Genomic DNA, 21,867 nt, shown 5'->3' on the forward strand with positions numbered 1-21,867 from the left:
CCGACGGGTCAGGAGTTACCGATGGTCGATTACCCAGAGAGTCCCGAGAAGCGCGAGTTCATCGCCAAGTCGAAGCAATTCTGGAATCCAGGCAAGACCCAGGCTTGGCAGGATATGGGCGTCGATCTGGTGATCGATCGGCGTGAGGGCTACCTGCTCTGGGACATGGATGGGCGGCGTCTTATTGATCTCCATCTCAACGGTGGCACCTACAATATCGGTCATCGGCATCCGGAACTGATCGAGGTGCTCAATCGCGGCATGCAGCGCTTCGACATGGGCAATCACCACTTCCCAAATATGGGCCGCACGGCCTTGGCCGAGCGGCTGGCGCGCATCTGCGGCGGCGACATGCACTATACCATGTATGCCTCAGGCGGCGCCGAAGCCATCGACATCGCCCTCAAGACCGCGCGCCACGCCACACAGCGGCGCAAGATCGTCTCGATCATCAATGCCTATCATGGCCATACCGGCCTCGCCGTCGCCGCCGGCGCTGATCGCTTCAAGAAGATCTTTCTGTCCGACCAGCCGGAAGATTTCGTGCATGTGCCTTTCAACGATCTCAACGCGATGGAAGATGCGCTGAAAGGCAAAGACGTCGCCTGCCTCATCATGGAGACGATTCCCGCGACCTACGGCTTTCCGATGCCGCTGCCCGGCTACCTCACGGAAGTGAAGAAGTTGTGCGAGCGTTATGGCGCACTCTATGTCGCGGATGAAGTGCAGACGGGCCTGATGCGCTGCGGCGAAATGTGGGGCTATCAGCGCTATGGCATCCAGCCGGACATCATGGTGACCGGCAAGGGCATTTCCGGCGGTATGTATCCGATCGCCTGCGTCGTGGTGCGCGAGCCCTATGCCGGCTGGCTGAAACAGGACGGTTTTGCCCATATGTCGACCATGGGCGGCGCCGAGCTCGGCTGCCTGGTTGCCATGAAGACGCTAGAAATCCTCGAACGTCCGATGGTGAAGCCGATGGTCAACTATATCTCCGAGACGTTCCGCAACGGTCTTCACGAGATCATGCGGCTTTATCCCAGCTTCTTCGTGGGCTTGCGCCAATGTGGCGTCGTCATGGGGCTGGAATTCGATTTCCCCGAGGGCGCCAAACCGGTGATGAAGCATCTCTATGAAAACGGCGTCTGGGCGATCTTCTCGACGCTCGATCCGCGCGTGCTGCAATTCAAGCCCGGTGTGTTGATGACCGCCGATCTCTGCGCCGAGGTGCTGGAGCGGGTCGAACGCAGCATCGGTCTCGCCTATGCCGAATGCATGGGCAAAGGTCGCAGCGCCCATCGGGCCGCCTGAGGAGCGCCGCGATATGACTGCCATCATTGAAGAAATCCTCGCCGGCGACAAACGCGCCACCGGTACCGCCGACCTCATGCTGCAAATGGCGGAATGGGCCGCGGCGGCCTTTGCGCGCTTCGACCGAGCAAAGGTCGAAAAGATCGCCCGCGCCGCCGCCGATGTCGCCTATGCCCATGCCGGGGAACTCGCCGAAGCGGCGGTCAAGGAAACCGGCTTCGGTGTCGCCGCCCATAAGAAGATCAAGAACGAACTGACCTCACGCGGTCTTTTCGAGCTCTATTCGAAAGAGGATTTTTGTTCGGCCAAGATCGATCCTGCGCTGAAGATGGTCGAACTGCCCAAGCCGGCCGGCGTCATTTTCGCCCTGACGCCCTCGACCAACCCGGTCTGCAGCGTCTATTACAAGGTGCTGATGGCGCTCTTCACCCGCAACGCCATCATCCTGTCGCCGCACCCGATGGCAAAGGGCTGTTCGGTGAAGGCTGCCAAACTGATGGCCGAAGCCGCAGAACAGGCCGGTGCACCCACCGGCATCATCCAGATCATCGAGCAGCCAAATCTGCCGCTGATTGACTATGTGATGAAAAGCCCGCGCGTCGGCGTCATCCTGGCGACCGGCGGCACACCCATGGTGCGCTCGGCCTATAGTTCCGGCAATCCGGCGATCGGCGTCGGTCCCGGCAATGCGCCGGTCCTGGTTGACGACAGCGCCGACCTCAATGAAGTGGCCAAGCGTATCGTCATGTCGAAGGCATTCGACAATTCGATCCTCTGTACGAATGAAAGCGTCGTCGTTGCGATCGATAGCATCGCCGACCGGCTGCTGCAATCCTTGAAATCGGCGAGCGCCTATATCGCGAAGCCCGAGGAAGTCGTGGCCTTGCGCGACTTGCTGTTCGGCCTGGGCTCGTTCAACACGGCCGTCCTGGGCAAGTCTGCGGTCGAAATCGGCGCGCAGGCTGGCATTCGCCTACCTTCGAATACGCAGATCATTGTCGCCGAAATCGACCGCGTCGGGATCGACGAGCCGCTTTCCAAGGAAAAGCTCTGCCCTGTGCTGGGCTTCTTGCGAGTGCCGCATGCCGATGCCGGCATTACCCAGGCCCGCGCGCTCATCCGCCTGTCAGGTGCCGGTCATTCCGCTGCCATCCACAGCCGCCATGCACCGACCATCCTGAAATATGGCGCGGCGGTGAAGGCTTTGCGCGTCGCCGTCAACGCGCCATGCAGCCTGGGTGCCGCCGGCTATGGCACGCATCTGGCACCGGCCTTCACCATCGGCACCGGCTTCTTCGGGTCCTCCTCGATCGGCGAGAATGTGGGACCGCAACACCTCATCAACTGGACACGGATCGCCTATAACGACGATCCCAAGGAAGTGTTCGGCGATTTCAGCGGACTCGACGCCAATGCCGGCGGCCCCGCTCTGGCACTGGGTCTGGAGGCGCCGATTTCACTGGGTCGCCTGCAGGAAGGGGCCGATGCGGCGCAGGATCCCCTGCCCTTGCCTCTTTCCAACAGTGGATCGACCGACGAGGTCGCCATCTTGCGCGAAGAAATCCGGCGCATGGTCCTTGAAGAACTGCGCGGGGCGCTCCGGTCATGAGAAGGCAGCACTGATATCATGGCCGATCTGCGCTCCTTCATCTTCATCGACCAGCTGCAGCCGCAGACGCTCTGCTATATGGCGAGCGGCATGCGCGGGCGCTTGCCACGCACCCATATGGCCGCCCAGATCATCGAAGTGGCCCCCGGGCTCGATATCGAGGCGCTGACCGATACCGCCCTCAAGCATGCCGAGGTGAGCGGTGGCATGCTGGTGGTGGAACGCCAGTTCGGCTATCTCGAATTCCATTCCCGTTCGACGGCCGCCGTCAAGTCGGCCGCCGAGGCTGTGCTGGATGAGCTCGAGGCACGAACCGAACAGGCGATGAAACCGCAGATTCTCGCTTCCAAGATCGTGACCCGGATCGATAATGGCCACGCTTTCCTCATCAACCGCAACAAATCGGGTTCGATGATCCTGCCCGGCGAATCGCTCTTCGTCCTCGAGATGCAGCCCGCCTCCTATGCCATCCTGGCCACCAATGAGGCGGAAAAAACGGCGGATATCAAAGTGATCGACTATCGCATGTTCGGCGCCACCGGCCGGGTCTACCTCTCCGGTGAAGAATCCAATGTGCGCATGGGCGCTGAAGCGGCCTTGGCCGCCTTGCAAGGATGAGCCAGATGGATAAGAGCCTCATCCGCAACCTGATCCGAGAAGTCATCGCCGAGGAAGTGAAGGCGATGAAGTCGGGTAAGTCGCCCGCCGCCACACCTTCCTCGGTGCGCATTGCTGGGGATGCCGATCTCGCGACTTTTGCCAAGGACGTCTTGCGCCTCGCTGACGATCCGCAGGTGCGCACTGCCATTCTGGCCGGGCGGCATCCGTTCCATCTGGCAAGCTCTGCTGCGCCAACGACGGCTGCGCCGTCCGGGCAAAGTCATCGCGTCGACAAGGGCGTCGTTACGGAAGGCGCCATCGCCAAGCTCGGCAAGAATGTCTCGCGCCTGCTGCTGGGGCCGGGCGTCAGTATCACCCCCTTGGCCCGCGACAAGGCCAAGGCGCGCAACATCAGCGTCGAAAGGATCGGGCAATGATTCGCGGTCGGGTCGTGGGCCGATATTGGGCCACCAAGAAAATCGAGCACATCCCCTCGGGGGCGTTCCTGGAAGTGGAAAGCCCCGGCGGCGGGCGCATGATCGCCTTTGACGTGCTGGGCTGCGGCGAGGGCGAGGATGTCCTCATCGTCACCGGTTCCACCGCCGCCTCCTGGCTGGGCGGCGGCAAGATACCCATAGACGCACTCATCATCGGCTCGCTCGACGAGACGTCGAAATCCAAATCGAAATAGCCAACACTGTTGAAAGCAAGGAGAGAACCATGTCGAACGCTATCGGAATGATCGAGACCAAGGGTTTCGTCGCGGCCCTGGCCGCGGCCGATGCCATGGTCAAAGCCGCCAATGTCACGGTGGTCGGCCGCGAAGAAGTGGGTGACGGCCTCGTTGCCGTCATCATTAATGGCGATGTCGGTGCCGTGAAGGCAGCGACTGAAGCCGGTGCCGAAGCAGCGAGCAGCGTCGGTACGCTGGTCTCCGTCCACGTCATCCCGCGCCCGCATCCCGACCTTGGCAAGCATTTCTCGACCGCCAGCGGGAAGTAACTGATCGACGCAAGCTTGACCGTCATGCCCCGACTGAGTGCGGGCATGACGGCAGATGTGTTGACGTTGCTCTAACGCCTTCCGGAATCAATTTATGACCGAGCTTCGCGTCTATCTGCTGGTGAAAGACCTGGCCCGCCAGTTCGCGGCATATATGTCGACGCCCACGCGGGCGCGCGGCTATCCGCCGATGCAGGGCGAGCATAGCTTGATCATCGAGGTGGCGCCGGCTTTGGCCATTCACCGGATCTGCGATCTGGCACTAAAGACCGCGCCGGACATGGAGCCGGGCTTGCTCTATACCGAGCGGCAATACGGCATCCTGGAGCTGCATGCGGCGGATCTCGCGCATCTCAACTTCGCCGGCGAGGCGATCCTCAAAGGCATCGGCCACAAGCCCGAAGACCAGTTGAAACCCCGGACACTCTACGCCGACATCATTGACGATGTGTCGGACCAGCATGCGATCATCCTCAATCGCACGCGCGAGGCATCGATGCTGCTGCCGGGCAAATCTCTGCTGCTCTATGAGTTGGAGCCGGCGCTCTTTGCCTCGGTCGCTGCCAATGAGGCGGAGAAGGTCGCGCCCGGCATCACCCTCGTTGACGTGCAGATGATCGGCGCCAGCGGGAGATTGTTCCTTTCCGGTACACGCAAGGAATGCGAACGCGCCCGCGATCGCATCGATGAGGTGCTGGGTGCCGTGATCGGGCGGTCGGGGAAGGCGTAGGGCGGCTACCGACGCGACCCTTTTCTCCCGCCGCGCCACATGCGAGTGATATAGTCTGGGCGATATAGAATCGACCCTGGACTGATGGATTCTTCCGCATGATCCGGCTCGCCGCCAATCTCAGCATGATGTTCAACGAATGGTCCTTCATGGACCGTTTCCAGGTCGCAGCCGACGCCGGTTTCGAGGCGGTCGAGTACCTCTTTCCCTACGAGCACTCAGCCGAGGCGATCGGCGCAATGTTGCACAAGAATGGGCTTGCCCAGGCGCTGTTCAACCTGCCGCCCGGCGATTGGGTCGCGGGCGATCGCGGCATGGCCGCGATTCCGGCGCGCAGCGATGAATTTCGTGCCAGTGTCGCCCTCGCCTTGCGCTATGCAGCGGCGACCGGCGTGAAGCGGTTGCACATGATGAGCGGCATTGCCGATCGCAAGGCCCCGGATGCGCGGTCGGCATACGCCGATGCCTTGCGCTTTGCCTGCGATCAAGCGGGACCGCAAGGCATCGATATTCTCATCGAGCCGATCAACCAGCGCGACATGCCGGGCTATTTTCTCAATGATTTCAATCTTGCCGCCGAGCTGATCGGCGAGCTCAGGCGTCCCAATCTGCGCCTGCAATTCGACATCTATCACCGCCAGATCATGCATGGCGATGTGCTGATCGGGATGAAGAGCCTATTCCCGCTCATTGGTCACGTGCAGATCGCCGCCGTGCCGACGCGTCATGAACCCGGCAGCGGTGAACTCGACGATTTCCGCGTGCTGCGTGAGCTGGACGGGCTGGGCTATGCCGGCTTCGTCGGCTGCGAATACCGGCCGGCGGCCGGCACGCTCGCCGGCCTCGGCTGGCGAGCCAGAGTCTAGCGGCTGGCTCTAGCCGCGACCGACGAAGGGCATCTGCGTCGCCATCACCGTCATGGTGAGGACATTGGCATCTAGCGGCAGGCTCGCCATATAGGCGACGGCATCGCCGACATGTTTGGCATCCATCGTGGCTTCGATCGCCGTCGAGCCATTGGCCTGCAGCACGCCTGTTGCCATCTTCCGTGTCATCTCGGTCGCCGCATTGCCGATGTCGATCTGGCCGCAGGCGATATCAAAAGGCCTGCCGTCGAGCGCCGTGGATTTGGTGAGCCCGGTGATCGCATGCTTGGTCGCCGTATAGGGCGCCGAATGGGGGCGCGGCGTGGTGGCCGAAATCGAGCCATTATTGATAATGCGGCCACCGCGCGGAGACTGCGCCTTCATGATCTTGAAGGCCTGCTGGGTGCAGAAGAAGGCCCCGTTGAGATTGGCCGCCACCACCGCCAGCCATTGCTCGGCCGACAATTCCTCGAGCGGGATCGCGGGGGCGCCAATGCCGGCATTGTTGACCAGCAGATCCAGCCGGCCCCAACTCGCCTTGACCTGATCGAACATGCCGGCAACCGCGACCGGGTCGCCGATATCTGTCGGGACGGTCATGGTATTGGCGCCGGTCGGATCCAGTTCCTTTGCCGCAGCTTCGATCACGTCGCGCCGGCGGCCGATCATGGCGACCTTGTAGCCTTGCCCGAGCAGCGCTTTGACGATGGCCTTGCCGACACCTGTTCCGGCCCCGGTGACGATTGCCGTCTTGATGGTCATAACGATCCTCTTGGTATTGGATTTCAGACGAGCTTGCCGCCGAGTTCATCCTCGATATGCACGCGGATGATCTCATCAAACGAGCTTTCGGCACGGAAGCCAAGGGCCAGTGCGCGGGCCGGGTTGAAATCGCTGGGCCAGCCGGCGACAATTTTCTGGATCGTCGGATCCGCCTCGCGGCGAATGAGCTTCACCGCCTTCTCACCGGCGACGCGGCGCAGGGCCTCGATCTGCTCGCCGACCGTAGCCGAGAGACCCGGCAGACTAAGGTTGCGCCGGGGGCCAACGCGCTCAAGATCGAGTGTGGCCGCATGCAGCAGGAAACCAACCGCCGCGCGGGGGCTGGCGTGCCAATGGCGGACGGAATCGGCCACCGGCAGGATTGCTTCCTGGCCCGACAGGGGTTCTCGCAGAATGTTCGAGAAGAAGCCGGAGGCGGCTTTGTTGGGCTTGCCGGGTCGGATGCAGATGGTGGGCAAGCGAATGCCGATGCCGTCGAAGAAGCCGCGGCGCGAATAATCCGATAACAGCAATTCGCCGATTGCCTTCTGCGTGCCATAGGAGGTCAGCGGCGCGCTAAGGAACGTATCGTCGATCTTGTCGGCAAAGGGTGCGCCGAAGACAGCGATCGAGGAGGTAAAGACCAGACGCGGGCGATAGGGCTGGCGCGCACCTTGCAAGCGGATCGCTTCAAAGAGATAGCGCGTGCCGTCGAGATTGATGCGATAGCCTTTCTCGAAATCTGCCTCCGCCTCACCTGAAACGATAGCGGCGAGGTGGAAGATGGCGTCCGGGCGTTCAGCGATCAGCTTCTCCGCTTCCCCCGGCCGCGAGAGATCCGCCGTCAGCGTCCTTGTCGTGCCGGTGAAGCCTTCCGGCATGCTGGGTGGAACGACATCGACCAAGGTCAGCTTCTCGACCGCCTTGCCATCCAGGCCGCCACTGGCGGCGAGCTGGTCGGTCAGCTTGCGCCCGACCATACCGGCGGCGCCGATAATGAGAATATGCATTGAGTTGAAACCTCGTATCTATCGTGACGCGCGCAAGCGCAGGGCAGCATAGGCGAAAAATGGTGCTGCACGTTCAAAAAACCGCCGGAATCGGCCGTGCGACACCGAATCGGTGACGGTCTTCACAGGATCACCCCTTCCTGATGAGCCAGCGCCGCTTCGATTTCCCGCCAGTCGGGTGAAAACTCGACCTTTGCCGGTGCATGGACATTCTCGGTCCAGGCGTAAAGGCACAGCAACGGCATGTCGCGCACCAAGGTTGCGTGAACACGGTGCGGCGGGTTCCAGACGGTCTCGCCCGGCATCTTCTCAGCCCACGGAGCCGTGGTGCCGAACCGCCAATAGGTCGGACCCGTTAAGGGCACATAGAGTTCCGACGCCAGATGGTGATGATCGCGGTAGAGCGTGCCCGGGGCGATGAGCAGGAAGCCGATATCGAAGTCACGGGCCCAATCCGGATCGGCCGCCGCGATCAGGCTGGTATAGGCGTGGCGGCGGGGGAAGAGCGTTCCGATCGTATCCGCCGCATAGGCGTTATAGCTGATCCAATGAAGGTCGATGTTGCCCAGAGCCTGCGCCAGTTCTGCCGCCGGTCCGATAACAGCCGCCGCCAGAGCTTCCTTGTAAGATCCGCATGTGGGCGACGCAGGTGGTATGGTCGCCGGCAATCTGCGCAGGTCCGCCATTTCGCCCAAGCGCATGCGTGTCCGTGCAACGCCGCCATCGGCATCCGCTAAACCGCCGAGAAATCGGTCAATTTCATGCCACAGCAAGTCCAACCCATGCATGCCGCCCGCCCCATTCTATGCGGGCGAGACTATAGCGCATTCCACCGGCTGGCCAATGCCCTACCCCCGCCGGCTCAAGCGAGCAGAATGCCGTCGGCATAAATGCGCATCTTTTCCGGCGCCACCTTCAGCCAGACCTTGCCCACCGGCAAATCGACATCCCGACCGACCTTCATGCTGGCGGTCGATTTTCCAACACGCAGGAGGACGACCCGATTGCTGCCATGGTCGCGCACGGCGACGATTTCGGCCGGGAACTGCCCGGTCTCGGCGGCATCAGCCAATTGGATATGCTCTGGTCGCAGCCCCAATTGCAGCTTGCAGCCCGCCGCCTGGCGCTGGGCCTCGATCAGGCTCGGCACCGCCGGCAAGGCAAGCCCGCTGACGGAAAGGCGACCCGCCACATTCTCAATTTCCAGGAAATTCATCGCCGGAGAGCCGATGAAATAGCCGACATAGGCCGTGCGCGGCCGTTCGAACAGTTCGTCTGGCGTGCCACGCTGGACGACCGCACCATCCTTCATCACCAGAACTTCATGAGCAAAGGTCATGGCCTCGTTCTGGTCATGGGTGACATAGATGACCGTCAGCCTCGCCTGCTCGATGATCGATTTTATCTTGCGCCTGAGGGCAAATTTGCTCTGCGGATCGATCACCGTCAACGGTTCGTCCATCAGCAAAGCTGCGACATCATCGCGAACCAGCCCGCGTCCCAGCGAAATAAGCTGCTTCTGATCGGCGGTGAGGTTATTGGCGCGCTTACCGAGCGTGGCGGTCAGGCCCAGCAGTTCGGCAATCTCGCCTACCCGCGCGCGGATCCGGTCGGATGCCCAACCCCGGCAAACCAGGGGAAAGGCCAGATTCTCGGCAACACTCTTGGCGCTATAGATGACTGGAAACTGGAAGACCTGGGCGATATTGCGCGCAGCAGTTTCCGTGCGCGTAACGTCGCGACCGTCAATCAGGACCCGACCGTCGCTGGGCTTGAGAAGCCCAGAGATGATGTTGAGCATGGTCGTCTTGCCGCAACCGGATGGTCCCAACAGCGCATAGGTCCGGCCATGCTCGAAAATCATGTCGAGGGGCGCCAGCGCATAGTTGCGCAAGGCATAGCGGTGCCCGATGCCGGCCAGAGAGATTTCAGCCATGATGTCCTCCTGGCACGCCTGTCAGCAACTTCCCGTCTGCAGAGAAGAGGAGCAGACGCTCCGGCGCGAAACCGACCCGCAAGCCGGCGCCCAGGGTCAAGTCGTGAATGCCCGCCATCTGGACGGCGAGTTCCCCAAAAGCGCTGTCGACATAGAGAAATGTCTCAGAGCCGGAAATTTCCGAGAAGGCAAGGCTGGCCCCGACACCCCCTTCCGAAACCAGATAGACATCTTGCGCGCGGATGCCGAGTTTATAAACGCCGTCGCTAAGGCCACCCATATGCGTCGGCAGGGGCAGGGCGAATTCGGTTCCAAGCCACAGCCGGCCCTGCCGGACCACGGCCGGAACGATGTTCATCGGCGGATCGTCGACAATGCGTGCGACGTCAACCGTGGCTGGTCTTTCGTAGATCTCATGCGGGGCGCCGATCTGGAGGACCCGTCCCTCATGCATGACAACGACCTGATCGCCAAGCATCATCGCTTCGGCAGGTTCGGTGGTCGCATAGACGATGATGGCATCCTGCTGGTCGGCGAACAGGCTGCGGAAATCCTCGCGTAACTGTTCGCGCAGCTTGTAGTCGAGGTTGGCCAGCGGCTCATCAAGGAGCAGGACATTGCTGCGGCGGACCAGCGCGCGGGCAAGCGCCACCCGTTGCTGCTGGCCGCCCGACATCTGCGACGGTCGCCGCTCGCTGAAATCGCTGAGGCCGACGCGCTCCAGCGCCGCCGCCACCCGTGACCGGATTTCTCCTGTCGCCACACCCTTGCGACGCAGGGGGAATGCCACGTTGTCGAAAACGGTGAGGTGCGGATAGTTGATGAATTGCTGGTAGACCATGGCCACATCGCGTTGCCAGACAGGCAGCTTGTCGATCGACTTTGCGTCAAGCTCAATGTGGCCCCGATCAGGCATTTGCAGCCCGGCCAGGCTGCGCAACAAAGTGGTCTTGCCGGCGAGTGTCCGCCCCAGGATCGTGGTCAGACGACCGCGCGGAAAGCTGGTGGAGATCCCGCCCAGAAAAGTGACGTTATCCTGGATAACGGTGAGATCAGTGATCTTCAGCGACATGCGAGCCAACCTTCAGCGAATGGCGCCGGCAAGACTGCCGTGGGACAGGAAGCGTTCAACCAGGAAGGCGATAAGTACCAGTGGCGCCACCGAGATGAGGGCCGATGCCGAAAGACTCCACCACGGTGTCACTGAGGAATTGAGCGCCACCACCGCAACGGGGAGAATCTGCGTATCCGTGAAGGTCAGCGTGAAGGCGAAGAAGAAATCGTTCCAGCCGAAGATGATGCAGAACATGCCAGCGACGACCAGGCCCGGAATGCTGTTGGGCAGAATGACGCGGAAGAAAGCGCCGAAGGGCGTGCAGCCGTCGAGCATCGCCATTTCGTCGATGGCGCGCGGGATATTGTTGAAGAAATCGATCAACACCCAGACGGCGATCGGTAGCAACAAGGCGATATAGACGATGATGAGGCCAAGCTTGGAATCGAGCAGGCCCAGGAATTGCAGCATCAGGAAGAAGGGAATTGCCAGCACGATGGGCGGCATGATGCGCTGAGAGATGAAGAAGAAGGTCAAGTCGGCATTGCGCACGAAGCCCCAGCGATACTGGAAACGCGACAGGCCATAAGCCGCGAAAGTGCCGAGGACAAGGCTGATGACACTGGCGCCCAGAGTCACGACGACGCTGTCCCAATAGGGGTCGACGATGTCGATGCCGCCAGCGCCGCCGAAAAGATTGCGCCAGCCTTCCGTTGATGGCTCGAATTGCATCCAGGGTATATAGGTGGGACCGCCGGTGACGCCATTGGCCGTCTTGAAACTGGTGCTGAGCGCCCAAAAGAACGGCGCCACCACGAAGGCCGACCAGGCGAAGATAGCTGTGTATTTAATCAGGCGATAGAGCATCGGCATTATTTGCGCCCCTCCAAGACAAAGCGCACCAGCAGCTTGGTGGCGATGGTCAAGGTGATGATCATGATGACGAGATAGGTGATGGAGAGGGCCGAGGCATAGCCGATCTCGAAATCGCGCAGGCCGCGGATATAAATGTAGTAGCCGGACGTCTCGGTTGCCGTGCCCGGTCCGCCGGAGGTCAGCACATAGACCGTTTCCATCAACTTCGAAGCCTCGATGAGGCGGATGATGATGGCGCCGACCGAGACCGGCATCAGCATGGGAAGGGTGACATTGAAAAAGGTGCGCACCGGGCCGGCACCGTCGATCGCGGCGGCCAGGAACGGCTCGCGCGGCAGGCTCAGCAGGCCGGCCAGCAGCAGCAGGAAAATGAACGGCGTCCATTGCCAGACTTCAACCACCATCACGCTGACAACAGCCATGGCGCTGGAAGTCAGCCACTGATAGGGGCCAAGGCCGATGAGGCCGAGGAGGTCGTTGGCTGGCCCCAGCGATTCATGAAAGATCGTGCGCCAAACGACCGACATCACCACCGGCGTCGTCATCATCGGCATCAGGAAAAGAACGCGAAACAGGCGTTGACCTCGGATATTGCGCCAGACCAGCAAGGCCATGGCAAAGCCCAGCACATATTCAATGAGCACCGTACCCGTGGCCATGAGGCCGAGGCGACCGAGCGCCTGCCAATAGCGGACGTCACCAAAGACATTGGCGTAGTTCTTGCCGCCGACGAAATTGAGTTCGGGCGTGATTGCGTCCCAACCGGACAGGCTGACGCGGATCGTGAACAGCAACGGAAATAGAATGATCGCCAGCAGGATCAACAGGCCGGGGAGAAGAAAGGCCAGTTTGTATCCACGGAACCAGGTACCGGTCATAGAGGGAACCTTGTCAGGAAAAGTATGGGCCGGGTGCCCGAAGGCACCCGGCCCGAGACATCAACGACCGTTGTCTTCCAGGGCGACAACGTTGGCATAAGCCTCGCGGACCTTGTCGGTGCCGATCTTCTCGACGATTTCCCGCCACTGTGCCGCAACACCGTCGAGCGCCTCCTGGGCGGACTTCTGGCCGGCCATGGCTTCGGCGACGCCGTTGGCAAGTGTCGACATGAACTGGTTCACGCCGGGCACGCGCAGGTCGAAGACGCGGTTGGTGCTGTCGTCCATACTGGACAGAGTTTCGACATAGCCGGTCGCCACCTTCTCGTCCCAGCCAAGCTTTTCCTGCCAGAATTTGGCGTCGAAATGGCCGTTGCGATAGGGATTGACGCCGAAGCGGCCGATCTGGAGATCGAGATTGGCATTGGCTTCGTTGGAGAAGAAGCACAGGAAGTCGAAGGCGATGTCCTGGTTCTTCGATTCCTTGTTCACCGCCGAAGTCCAGCCCCAGGTGATGTAAGGCGGGCGGTTGGCTTCATCGAAATGGTCCCACTTCTTCGTCGTGCGGTTCCATACCTCATGGGAGCCGGGCAGCGGTGCCGCCATCACTTTGTTGCGGATCGGACTCTTCGCTTCCTGGGCCTGGATGAAGGCATCGTCCCAGCTGTAGCTCATCAAGGTCTGGCCGCCGCCGAAGGAGAAGATTTCGTCGCCGAGGCCGAAATTGGCGCCGCCCGGCGGAAAGCTCTTCTGCGCGTCGATAAACATCTCCAGGCCCTTGACCCAGCCCGGATTGTTGACCTGCGGTTCCATCGTCGCGAGATCGAAGAAGAAGCCGCCCTTCACGTTCGGGTTCTTGGCAAAGGCAGCAACGCGGCTGATGAAGGCCGAGAACATGAGATCGTCGCGCTTGGTCACTTCGGCCGACCCGAAATGGTCCTTGCCATCGCCGGCCCAATCCCAGCCGGAGAAGTATTTGGCGACTTCGTTGTATTCTTCCCAGGTGGTGGGAACGGCGAGGTCCTTGCCGGTATCCTTCTTGAACTTGGCCTGGAATTCCGGATTGCTGAAGATATCGGCGCGATATTTGAGATAGTGGCGGTCGCCATCCATCGGGTACTGCACCATCTGGTCGCCCCAGGTCGCCACGTCCTGGTAATTCTTGGTGACGTCCTTAAGGCCGCTGACTTCTTTGTAGCTGTCCGGCACGGGGGCCAGGAAGTTGTGCAGATCGCCGATCCAGAGCGAGGCATAGAACATCACGTCATAAGCCGCCTGATGGGTCTGGAACGGGATCATGATACGCTGATAGAGGTCGCCGAAGGGGACGTGGACCACGTCGACCTTGGCGCCGGTCAAAGCTTCGAACTGCTTGGCATGCAGATCGGTCGGTTCGCCGATGACCGGCACGGCATGGGTGATGATCTTCAGGCTGCGGCCGGAATAATCCTTCTTATCCGTATCGGCATAGGAGCAGGCGCCAGGCACATCCGCCGCCTTGCCATAGGCGCCGTAATCGCCATAGGGGGTGTAATCGATATCGTCTGCCATTGCCGGAGCCAGGGTCCCGGCGAGCAAGGCAAAGGCGCATGTCGTCGAAAGCAGTCGCGCAATCGTCTTCATTACTTTTCCTCCAAGTTTTGCTTCTTGTTGTTGGGTCGTCTGTTACCGGCGGGCTCAGGGGATAAGCACCGCCCGTCCATGGATGCGGCCGTGATGCAGGTCCTGCAGGGCCTTGTTGGCATCGGCGAGGCGATACTCGGCCGTCGCCAATTCGACGAGGCCGCGATCGGCCAAGGCCATCAACTCGGTCAACTCGGCCCAGGTGCCGACCAGATTGCCGATGATGTTGCGTTCGGTGATGACCATGTCGACGGTGGGCACGCGAATGTCTTCGCCATAACCGATGACATAGTAGCTGCCCATCGGCCGGGTCATGGCGAGGCCCTTGGTGGTCGTCCCCTTTTCTCCGACGAAATCGAGCACCGCTTCGGCACCCTTGCCATCGGTCAGAGCCAGCACAGCCTCGACCTCATTGCCGTCGGCTTTGACCAGATGGTCGGCACCGCATTTCTTGGCCAGCTGCAGGGAATCGTCGGAGAGATCGACGACGATGATGTCGGCTGCACACATGGCGCGCATGCACTGAATGCCGATATGGCCGAGGCCGCCGGCACCGATGATGACGCAACGTTCGCCGGGCAGAAGCTGCTGCGCCGCCTTCTTCACCGCGCGATAGGCGGTAAGGCCCGCATCCGCATAAGGCGCCACTTCCTTGGGTGCCAGGCTGCGCGGCAATGGGATGATATTGCGTTCCGACGTCGCCAGATATTCGGCATAGCCGCCATTGCAATCGAGGCCCGGGAACTTACCAGGCCCGTGCATGTCGTGCCCGCGCCGGCAGGCGAGGCAGGTGCCGTTGCTGATCTTCGGATGGACGATGACGGGATCGCCCTTCTTGAAGCCTTCGACTTCCTTGCCGATTTCCTCGATCCAGCCGGCATTTTCATGGCCCATGATGAGCGGCAGCAATTTGTCGCCATTGGGGTCCATGTGCGGGCGCCAGACGCCCTCGATGATGTGCAGATCGGTGCGGCAAACGCCCGCGCCGCCGATGCGCACGATGACATCGGTCGACTTCACCAGCTTCGGGTCCGCCACATCCTCGTAGCTCACCCAGTTGGGCGCCGTCAGATTGTCGTCATACGCTCTTAGAACCTGTGCCTTCATATGCTCCTCCTTGATCCCCTTGCAGGATTTTGGCGGGAGCCTAAGAGCACGCTCTGTGCCAGCAATGAATTACGATTATTTTCAATTGGATAGAGCGTTTTTTCGCGACTGCTCACGCTCAGCTGCTGAACAGGCCAAGCGTACAAGTGTTCAGAATCTGAATATTGCGCCAGGACCGCTTTCAGCCGATCCTGAGTCTAACAAAGAAGCCTTCATATGCCCCCTGGGAGGGTCAATGGCGATCATGTCCGGCATCGAGCGCGCGCGGAGCGCCCTCGAACAGGGGAAGCGATTCCCCAACGGCGTCCTTACCGATCAGGTAGCGCGCAGTTGGGAACGCTGCGTGGAAAGCGGGCTTGACCCGCGCCGGGAACCCGAAGGGGTTGTCGTGACCGCCGAGGACCTGCAGCTTCGGCGCGACCGGAACGCCCTGCTGCGGCGCATGGCCATCGCCGAAATGCAGTTGCTGCACTCGCAGATCGCCGGGTCGAACTTCATGATCGCCTTCGGCGATGCTGAGGGCGTGGTCCTGGACACGATCAGCGATCATCAATTCGCCGAAAGCGATGCTGGCCGTTCGATCATTCCCGGCAGCATCTGGTGTGAAGGCAATCGCGGCACCAATGCACTGGGACTGACCCTGCTGGAACGGGCGCCGATCGCCATCTATGGGCGCGAACACTATTTCACCAATCACGGTCATCTGAGCTGCATGGCGGCGCCTATTCTCGACTCCACTGGCGAGATCGTGGGCCTGCTGGATGCCTCTTGCGCCAATGATGCCAGGCAGCAGCATACCCACGCCCTGGTGCGGATGGCGGCGGCGCAGATCGAGAACAGCCTTATCTATCAACAGCAATCAAATCTGCTGATCGTCGCCTTCCATCCGCGCGTCGAGTATCTGGACACATTGTCGGCCGGACTGCTGGCGCTGTCGCGCGACGGCATCGTCCGCTCGCTCAATCGGCCCAGCCAGGCGCTGCTGGCAGGCCTCGGCGCCAATGTCGGCAAGAAGTTCGAGGATCTGTTCGACGCCAAGCAAGGGAGTGCCTTCGACAGCCTGCTGCGTGGCGGCACCGTTCGCTTGCGCGACCGGTCCGGCAGCACGGTCTTCATGGTGTGCCGCCAGATCGGTAACCGCAACGGCGTCGTGCATGCCTTTGCCCAGAAGCGCGCCGTGGCCGAAACGGTCCCCTCCAGCGCGGATATCGGCTTCGTGCTGGAAGATCCGGGCCTGCGTCGGCAGGTGACGACGCTGGCAACCAGCGTCAAAAGACGCATGCCGGTCCATATCAGCGGCGAGACCGGCACGGGCAAGGAACTGATGGCCCGCCATGTTCATTCCTTAAGCGAGCGCAAGGGCGAGTTCGTCGCAGTGAATTGCGGGGCCATCAGCGAAAGCCTCTTTATCGCGGAACTGTTCGGCCATGAGCGCGGCGCCTTCACCAATGCGCGGTCGGAAGGATCCATCGGCCTTGCCCGGCAGGCACATAAGGGCACCTTGTTCCTCGACGAAGTGGCCGATATCCCGCTGGCGGCGCAAACCTCGCTGCTGCGCTTCCTCGATCTGATGGAAGTGCGGCCCGTAGGTGGGCAGAATGTGCACACGGTCGATGTCCAGATCGTCTCGGCCACCAACCGCAATCTCCAGGAAATGGTGACGCAGCGGCAGTTCCGCGCCGATCTGCTCTATCGGCTCAATGCGATCGAAGTGAAGCTGCCGGCCTTGCGTCAGCGTGCCGATTTCGCGGCCATCGTGCATCAATTGCTGCAAAAGATTGCGCCGGAAGTTGCGATCACCGATGCTGCGATTGAACGCCTGCGGGCGCTGCCTTGGCCAGGCAACATCCGCGAGCTCAATGCCGCCTTGCAGCGGGCGGTCGTGCAGGCCGATTCCGATTATCTGGATGAGACGAACGTCCTGGGTGATTTGGCGCCGTTGCAGGATGTCTGCCCGGATTGCGCCGGCCATGCCCTCAAGAGCCTGCGCTGCCAGCAGATTCGCGACACCTATGAAACGAGCGGCGCCAATATCGCCGAGGCGGCGCGCATCCTCGGCGTGTCACGGACGACGATCTATAAACATCTGCGCCCGGCTTGATCTGCCACGAGATCAGGCCGGGGCGATGTCCGCCAAGGCCGGGTAGAAGGGCTGCAGGCGGCGATAGAGGTCGCGCCACAGCAGATATTTCCGATTGAGCACGGATTGGCTGGCAGGCATCGGCATGAAAGTGCGGCCGGGTGCCACGTAACGCTCGATCGCCGACCATTCCTTGATGAGACCAACGCCATACCCAGCGACGAAGGCAGCACCCAGCGACGACCCTGGGTGGCGGTCGATGCGCGTCACCGGCATCCCTAAGCTGTCTGCCGCGATCTGCAGCCACAGGTCGCTGGCGGCACCACCATCGGCGGCAAAAATCCGATGTGTCGCAAGGCCGAGTTCGTGGAAGGTCTCGACATGATGGCGGAAACCAAAGACGACACCTTCAAGAGCGGCGCGCCAGACATGCCGGATGTCATGGTTGAGCCCCAGCCCCACCAATGTACCGCGCGCATGCGGATCGTTGAGCGGTGTCTTTTCGCCCAGGAAATAGGGCAGGAACAGAATGCTGCTCTCGGCGCCGATTTCGGCCGATTGCCGGTCGAGCCATTGATGGGTCGAAAGGCCAGCGGCCTTTGCCTCATTGCGGGCACCGCCACCCCAATTGGCTACGACCCAATTGAGGAAGCTGCCGCTCGATGCCATGCAGCCATTCGGGAAATAGAGCCCGGGAACAATGTGATAGTCGAGGAAGAGGCGCCGATCCGCCACCGGTTTGTCGGAAGAGAGGAGAATGTCGCCGGCCCCGCCGAATTTCAGCACCAGATCGCCATTGCGGGAAGCGCCGCAGACGAAGGCCGAGGCGACGTGATCGGCACAGCCCGCCACGACCGGCGTTCCGGCCTTCAGACCGGTATGAGAAGCAGCTGATGGCGTGACCTTCCCCACCACCTCGTGGCTCTTGCGGATCGGTGCCAGCAGAGCGGGATCGATCCCGCACAAGCTGATCAGGTCGGGGTGATATTGCCCGGTTGCCACTTCCACAAAGCCTGATTCCAGCGCCCAATTATGCTCGACCTGGATCGTGCCCGTAAGCTGGCTGGTGACGTAGTCGGACGCCCCGACGACCTGACGGGTGCCGGCGAAATGCTGCGGCTCGTGCTCGCGCAGCCACATCAGTTTGGGCCCGACCAATTGCTGGCTGTAGCCCGTGCCGGAGAGCGCGAGGAACCTCGCCTCATCCATGCCCTGGCGGAACTGATCCAGCTGCCTGGTGGCGCGGGCATCGTTCTGCTGGATGCTGCGGCGCAGGGGCCGGCCGGCCTCATCCAGCAGGATCACCGTCGGCAGCATGCCGGTGACGCCGATTCCGGCGATATCGGCGGCAGCGATGCCGGTCTTGGCGAGGAGAGCACGGCAGATCTCGCCGACATTCGCCCACCATTGTGCCGGATCTTCCTCGGACCAATTGGCATGATCGGCATGAAGCGTCACCGGCCGGCTTTCGACGGCCAGTGAGTTGCCGTCGGTATCGATGATGATGCCGATGGTCGACGTCGTGCCGATGTCGAGGCCGAGGAGATAGGTCATGCCGGTATCTCAGCGGATCTTGCGCACCTTGTCCATGAAGCGACTGACGCGCGCCTTGTCGACCGCCTTCCAGGTATCGCCATCAACCTTGAAATGCGTGCCGATCACGGCGCCGTCGGCGATGCTCATGATGTCCGCCACATTGTCGATATTGACGCCGGTATTGGCAAAGACGGGGGTATCGGGCAGGACGTCCTTTACCTTCTTCAGATTGCCGGTTTCGACCGCTTCACCGGTCATCGGGCCGGAAACAAGCACTATATCGGCAAGGGATGAAAAAACGGCGCTCTTGGCACGGGCGGCGATGGACCGGTCGCCGATGGGCGAGGCAAATTCCGCATTGATATTGTACATCAGCTTCAGATCGGCACGATTGCAATCGGCGCGCAGTCGCACGGCGCTGGCCGCATCCGGCGCCCACAGCCCCATGTCGGAATCATAGACACCGGTGAAGATCTCGCGCACGAAGCGGGCGCCGCTGGCAACGCCCAAGGCGACGCTGGCGACCGGGTCCCACAGGTAGTTGACGCCGAAGGGGATCCTGATCGTCCGCTTCAGTTCCCCCACGGCAAAGGACATGGCCGCCAAGGATTGCGGCGAGGCCTTGAGAAGATAGGGCCGGTCGCCTTCGTTGCCAAACATGACGGCATCGACGCCGCCATCCTGCAGGGCGGCAATATCCGCTGCCGCCAGATCGATCAGCTTCTGCATGCCGCCATCCTTGTCATAGAGCGGCGAGCCCGGCAGGGGGCCGAAATGAATCATGGCGATGATAGGCTTATGACTGCCGAAGGTTGTCTTGATCATGCTGGACTCTCTGCTTTCAAAAAATGTCAGGCAATTTGCGGACGGGCCAGAACATTGCCGGTCTGCGCGTCGAAGAGATGCATTTGGGTGAGGTCGTAATGGAGCGTGAGGGCAGCGCCCGGACGCGCCAGGAAGTCGCGCGGCATGCGGGCCATGATCTCCGGTCCGCCCGCGCCACCAAGTTCCGCAACCAGGATCACTTCGGGACCCAGCAATTCCACGGCGACGGCCTGGACGGCGACAGGTGTCGACCGTTCACCCATGGGGACGAGGTGGAAATCCTCGGGGCGCAGGCCGACGGTTACCGCCTTCCCGGCATGGCCAGCATAGCCCTGCCGGAAGGCCTGTGGGATTGGAAAACGGGCCGTTCCAACGATGGCGTCGAGCCCACCCTGCCCTGCGCTTTCCAGGCCGCCCGTCACCAGATTCATGGGTGGGCTGGCCAGGAATCCCGCAACGAAGGTATTGGCTGGATTGCGATAGACCTCCAAGGGAGCGCCCACCTGGATGATATGGCCATCCTTCATGATGCAGATGCGCTGGCCCATGGTCATGGCCTCGATCTGGTCATGGGTAACATGGATGATGGTCGTACCCACCTTGTGATGCAGCTTGATGAGCTCGGTACGCATGGCGGCGCGCAATTTGGCGTCGAGATTGGAGAGCGGTTCGTCGAGCAGGAAGGCCTGCGGTTCGCGCACCAGGGCCCGCCCCAAAGCGACGCGCTGGCGCTGGCCGCCGGAGAGCTGCGCCGGCTTGCGTTCGAGCAGCGGTTCGATGCCCATCATGGTGGAAATCGCCTTGATGCGACGCTCGATCTCGCCCCTTTCGACGCCGCGCAGCTTCAGGCCGAAGCCGAGATTGCCAGCCACCGTCATGTGGGGATAGAGCGCATAGTTCTGGAAAACGATGGCGATGTCGCGGTCGGCCGGGTCGACATCATTCATCCGCTTTCCACCGATGAGGAGATCGCCCTTCGAAATGGATTCGAGCCCGCCGATCATGCGCAAGGTGGTGGATTTTCCGCAACCCGACGGTCCCAGGAAGATCATGAACTCGCCGTCCTTGATCTCCAGACTGATATCGTCGACGGCGACGACCGAGCCGCCATAGACCTTGCTGATGTTCTTTAGCTCAATGCCGGCCATGGACAGCGTATCCTTAATTCAGCGAACGCATGTAGCGATAGAGGTAGGCCGTGAGGCCGAGAATGGCCGTCAGCAGGATGATCGACATGGCGGATGCTTCGCCGATGTTGAGGCTGACGAAGGCCGTCCGATAGATGAAATAGCTGACGAAATCAGTCGCCGTGCCCGGGCCGCCGCGCGTCATGATGTAGATGAGATCGTAGGTCTTCACTGCGAAGATGAGGCGGATGAGCAGCGTCACCACGATCACCGTCCGCATCATCGGCAGGGTGATATGGATGAAGCACTGGAAGGCATTGGCGCCGTCGATTCGTGCCGCCTCGTAGGGCTCTTTCGGGAGCGAGGAGAGGCCCGCCAACAGCAGCACGATCATGAACGAGACCTGGTGCCAGATATCGACCAGAATCACCGTCCAGATCGCGACCTTGGTGTCGCCCAGCCAATTGACCGGGCTGATGCCGATCGTACCCAGCAGATAGTTCACGATACCGAGATTCGGATGCAGGAACATGCGCCAGATGAGGCCGACGATCACTGGGTTCATCAACAACGGACAGAGCAGGATGGCGTAATAGACCGGCTTGAAGCGCTCGACCTTGTTGAGCATCAGAGCGACGGCGAAGCCGATGATGAATTCCAGCACCACCACGCCAATGACGAAACGCATGGTCAGCCAGGCGGAGTGACGGAATTCGGCATCGGCCAAGGCCAGCTTGAAATTCGTCAGTCCGGTGAAGGTATCGAAGTTCGGCGCAATCAGCGTGTATTCGTGGAGAGACGTGAACAGAGCCGAAAGAACGGGAAAGAGGATGATGAGAAACAGCACGATCAGACTGGGGCTCGCCATGGCGTAGCCGAACCGGCGGTCACGCCGGTCGGCTGCGGTGGCTGCTTGTCCCATCCTGCCCATCATG

The 21,867-nt window shown here is 61.3% G+C and carries 22 protein-coding genes; 9 read left to right on the forward strand and 13 right to left on the reverse strand.

The features are described from left to right. Nucleotides 1-21: 21 nt before the first annotated feature. The 8 genes from ACE3OO_RS19235 (at nt 22) to otnI (ending at nt 6,118) form a co-directional block, all read left to right on the forward strand. The gene (locus ACE3OO_RS19235) at nt 22-1,311 is read left to right on the forward strand and encodes an aspartate aminotransferase family protein (protein WP_374305494.1); all 1,290 of its coding nucleotides are present in this window, start codon (nt 22-24) and stop codon (nt 1,309-1,311) included. A 13-nt stretch (nt 1,312-1,324) separates the two neighbouring features. Continuing rightward, nucleotides 1,325-2,920, forward strand: a complete 1,596-nt coding sequence (locus ACE3OO_RS19240; protein WP_374305496.1) for an aldehyde dehydrogenase family protein — start codon at nt 1,325-1,327, stop codon at nt 2,918-2,920. A gap of 18 nt (nt 2,921-2,938) precedes the next feature. Then, the gene (locus ACE3OO_RS19245) at nt 2,939-3,538 is read left to right on the forward strand and encodes a BMC domain-containing protein (RefSeq protein ID WP_374305498.1); all 600 of its coding nucleotides are present in this window, start codon (nt 2,939-2,941) and stop codon (nt 3,536-3,538) included. A gap of 5 nt (nt 3,539-3,543) precedes the next feature. After that, nucleotides 3,544-3,957, forward strand: a complete 414-nt coding sequence (locus tag ACE3OO_RS19250) for a hypothetical protein (RefSeq protein ID WP_374305500.1) — start codon at nt 3,544-3,546, stop codon at nt 3,955-3,957. Then, nucleotides 3,954-4,211, forward strand: coding sequence for a EutN/CcmL family microcompartment protein (locus tag ACE3OO_RS19255; protein ID WP_374305502.1), 258 nt, complete (start codon nt 3,954-3,956; stop codon nt 4,209-4,211). The genes ACE3OO_RS19250 and ACE3OO_RS19255 overlap by 4 nt, the downstream gene beginning before the upstream one ends. A gap of 29 nt (nt 4,212-4,240) precedes the next feature. Further along, nucleotides 4,241-4,522 carry a BMC domain-containing protein gene (locus ACE3OO_RS19260; RefSeq protein WP_320502228.1) on the forward strand — a complete coding sequence of 94 codons (282 nt, stop codon included), beginning with the start codon at nt 4,241-4,243 and terminating at the stop codon, nt 4,520-4,522. Nucleotides 4,523-4,616: 94 nt separating this feature from the next. Continuing rightward, nucleotides 4,617-5,252, forward strand: coding sequence for a microcompartment protein (locus ACE3OO_RS19265; protein ID WP_374305504.1), 636 nt, complete (start codon nt 4,617-4,619; stop codon nt 5,250-5,252). A 98-nt stretch (nt 5,253-5,350) separates the two neighbouring features. Continuing rightward, entirely contained in the window at nt 5,351-6,118 is a 768-nt protein-coding gene (gene otnI / locus ACE3OO_RS19270; protein WP_374305506.1) for a 2-oxo-tetronate isomerase, read from the forward strand. A 9-nt stretch (nt 6,119-6,127) separates the two neighbouring features. On the opposite strand, the gene ACE3OO_RS19275 is transcribed toward otnI, so the two are convergent. From ACE3OO_RS19275 to ACE3OO_RS19315, 9 genes are all read right to left on the reverse strand, one after another. Then, nucleotides 6,128-6,880 (reverse strand): SDR family oxidoreductase, encoded by a 753-nt coding sequence (locus tag ACE3OO_RS19275; RefSeq protein WP_374305508.1) that lies wholly within the window; start codon nt 6,878-6,880, stop codon nt 6,128-6,130. Nucleotides 6,881-6,903: 23 nt separating this feature from the next. Further along, the gene (gene denD, locus ACE3OO_RS19280; RefSeq protein WP_374305510.1) at nt 6,904-7,890 is read right to left on the reverse strand and encodes a D-erythronate dehydrogenase; all 987 of its coding nucleotides are present in this window, start codon (nt 7,888-7,890) and stop codon (nt 6,904-6,906) included. 122 nt (nt 7,891-8,012) lie between these two features. Further along, a complete protein-coding gene (locus ACE3OO_RS19285; protein ID WP_374305512.1) occupies nt 8,013-8,678 on the reverse strand; it encodes a dimethylsulfonioproprionate lyase family protein in 666 nt (221 codons plus the stop codon). A 74-nt stretch (nt 8,679-8,752) separates the two neighbouring features. After that, nucleotides 8,753-9,826, reverse strand: a complete 1,074-nt coding sequence (locus ACE3OO_RS19290) for an ABC transporter ATP-binding protein (RefSeq protein ID WP_374305514.1) — start codon at nt 9,824-9,826, stop codon at nt 8,753-8,755. After that, complete coding sequence (locus ACE3OO_RS19295) at nt 9,819-10,898, reverse strand: ABC transporter ATP-binding protein (RefSeq protein WP_374305516.1); 1,080 nt, start codon at nt 10,896-10,898, stop codon at nt 9,819-9,821. Before ACE3OO_RS19295 ends, ACE3OO_RS19290 begins: the two co-directional genes overlap by 8 nt. A gap of 12 nt (nt 10,899-10,910) precedes the next feature. Further along, the gene (locus ACE3OO_RS19300; protein ID WP_374305518.1) at nt 10,911-11,753 is read right to left on the reverse strand and encodes a carbohydrate ABC transporter permease; all 843 of its coding nucleotides are present in this window, start codon (nt 11,751-11,753) and stop codon (nt 10,911-10,913) included. Then, complete coding sequence (locus ACE3OO_RS19305) at nt 11,753-12,634, reverse strand: carbohydrate ABC transporter permease (RefSeq protein WP_374305520.1); 882 nt, start codon at nt 12,632-12,634, stop codon at nt 11,753-11,755. Before ACE3OO_RS19305 ends, ACE3OO_RS19300 begins: the two co-directional genes overlap by 1 nt. A gap of 60 nt (nt 12,635-12,694) precedes the next feature. Beyond that, nucleotides 12,695-14,185 carry an ABC transporter substrate-binding protein gene (locus ACE3OO_RS19310; protein WP_374305522.1) on the reverse strand — a complete coding sequence of 497 codons (1,491 nt, stop codon included), beginning with the start codon at nt 14,183-14,185 and terminating at the stop codon, nt 12,695-12,697. 126 nt (nt 14,186-14,311) lie between these two features. Then, nucleotides 14,312-15,364, reverse strand: a complete 1,053-nt coding sequence (locus tag ACE3OO_RS19315) for an NAD(P)-dependent alcohol dehydrogenase (RefSeq protein WP_374305524.1) — start codon at nt 15,362-15,364, stop codon at nt 14,312-14,314. A gap of 10 nt (nt 15,365-15,374) precedes the next feature. Here ACE3OO_RS19315 and ACE3OO_RS19320 point away from each other — a divergent pair, with 10 nt between their 5' ends. Continuing rightward, complete coding sequence (locus tag ACE3OO_RS19320; protein WP_374305526.1) at nt 15,375-17,465, forward strand: sigma-54-dependent Fis family transcriptional regulator; 2,091 nt, start codon at nt 15,375-15,377, stop codon at nt 17,463-17,465. 12 nt (nt 17,466-17,477) lie between these two features. Here ACE3OO_RS19320 and ACE3OO_RS19325 read toward each other — a convergent pair whose 3' ends face one another. Genes ACE3OO_RS19325 through ACE3OO_RS19340 form a run of 4 tightly spaced genes read right to left on the reverse strand, consistent with a single transcriptional unit; the run spans nt 17,478 to nt 21,854 of the window. After that, on the reverse strand, nt 17,478-18,998 hold the full coding sequence (locus ACE3OO_RS19325) for an FGGY-family carbohydrate kinase (RefSeq protein WP_374305529.1): 1,521 nt from the start codon (nt 18,996-18,998) through the stop codon (nt 17,478-17,480). A gap of 9 nt (nt 18,999-19,007) precedes the next feature. Next, nucleotides 19,008-19,805, reverse strand: coding sequence for a BtpA/SgcQ family protein (locus ACE3OO_RS19330; RefSeq protein WP_374305531.1), 798 nt, complete (start codon nt 19,803-19,805; stop codon nt 19,008-19,010). 26 nt (nt 19,806-19,831) lie between these two features. Then, nucleotides 19,832-20,953, reverse strand: a complete 1,122-nt coding sequence (locus tag ACE3OO_RS19335) for an ABC transporter ATP-binding protein (RefSeq protein WP_374305533.1) — start codon at nt 20,951-20,953, stop codon at nt 19,832-19,834. Nucleotides 20,954-20,966: 13 nt separating this feature from the next. Continuing rightward, nucleotides 20,967-21,854, reverse strand: coding sequence for a carbohydrate ABC transporter permease (locus ACE3OO_RS19340; RefSeq protein ID WP_374305535.1), 888 nt, complete (start codon nt 21,852-21,854; stop codon nt 20,967-20,969). Nucleotides 21,855-21,867: the final 13 nt, after the last annotated feature.

The sequence above is a fragment of the Ferrovibrio sp. genome, from assembly GCF_041906005.1.
Lineage (GTDB): Bacteria > Pseudomonadota > Alphaproteobacteria > Ferrovibrionales > Ferrovibrionaceae > Ferrovibrio.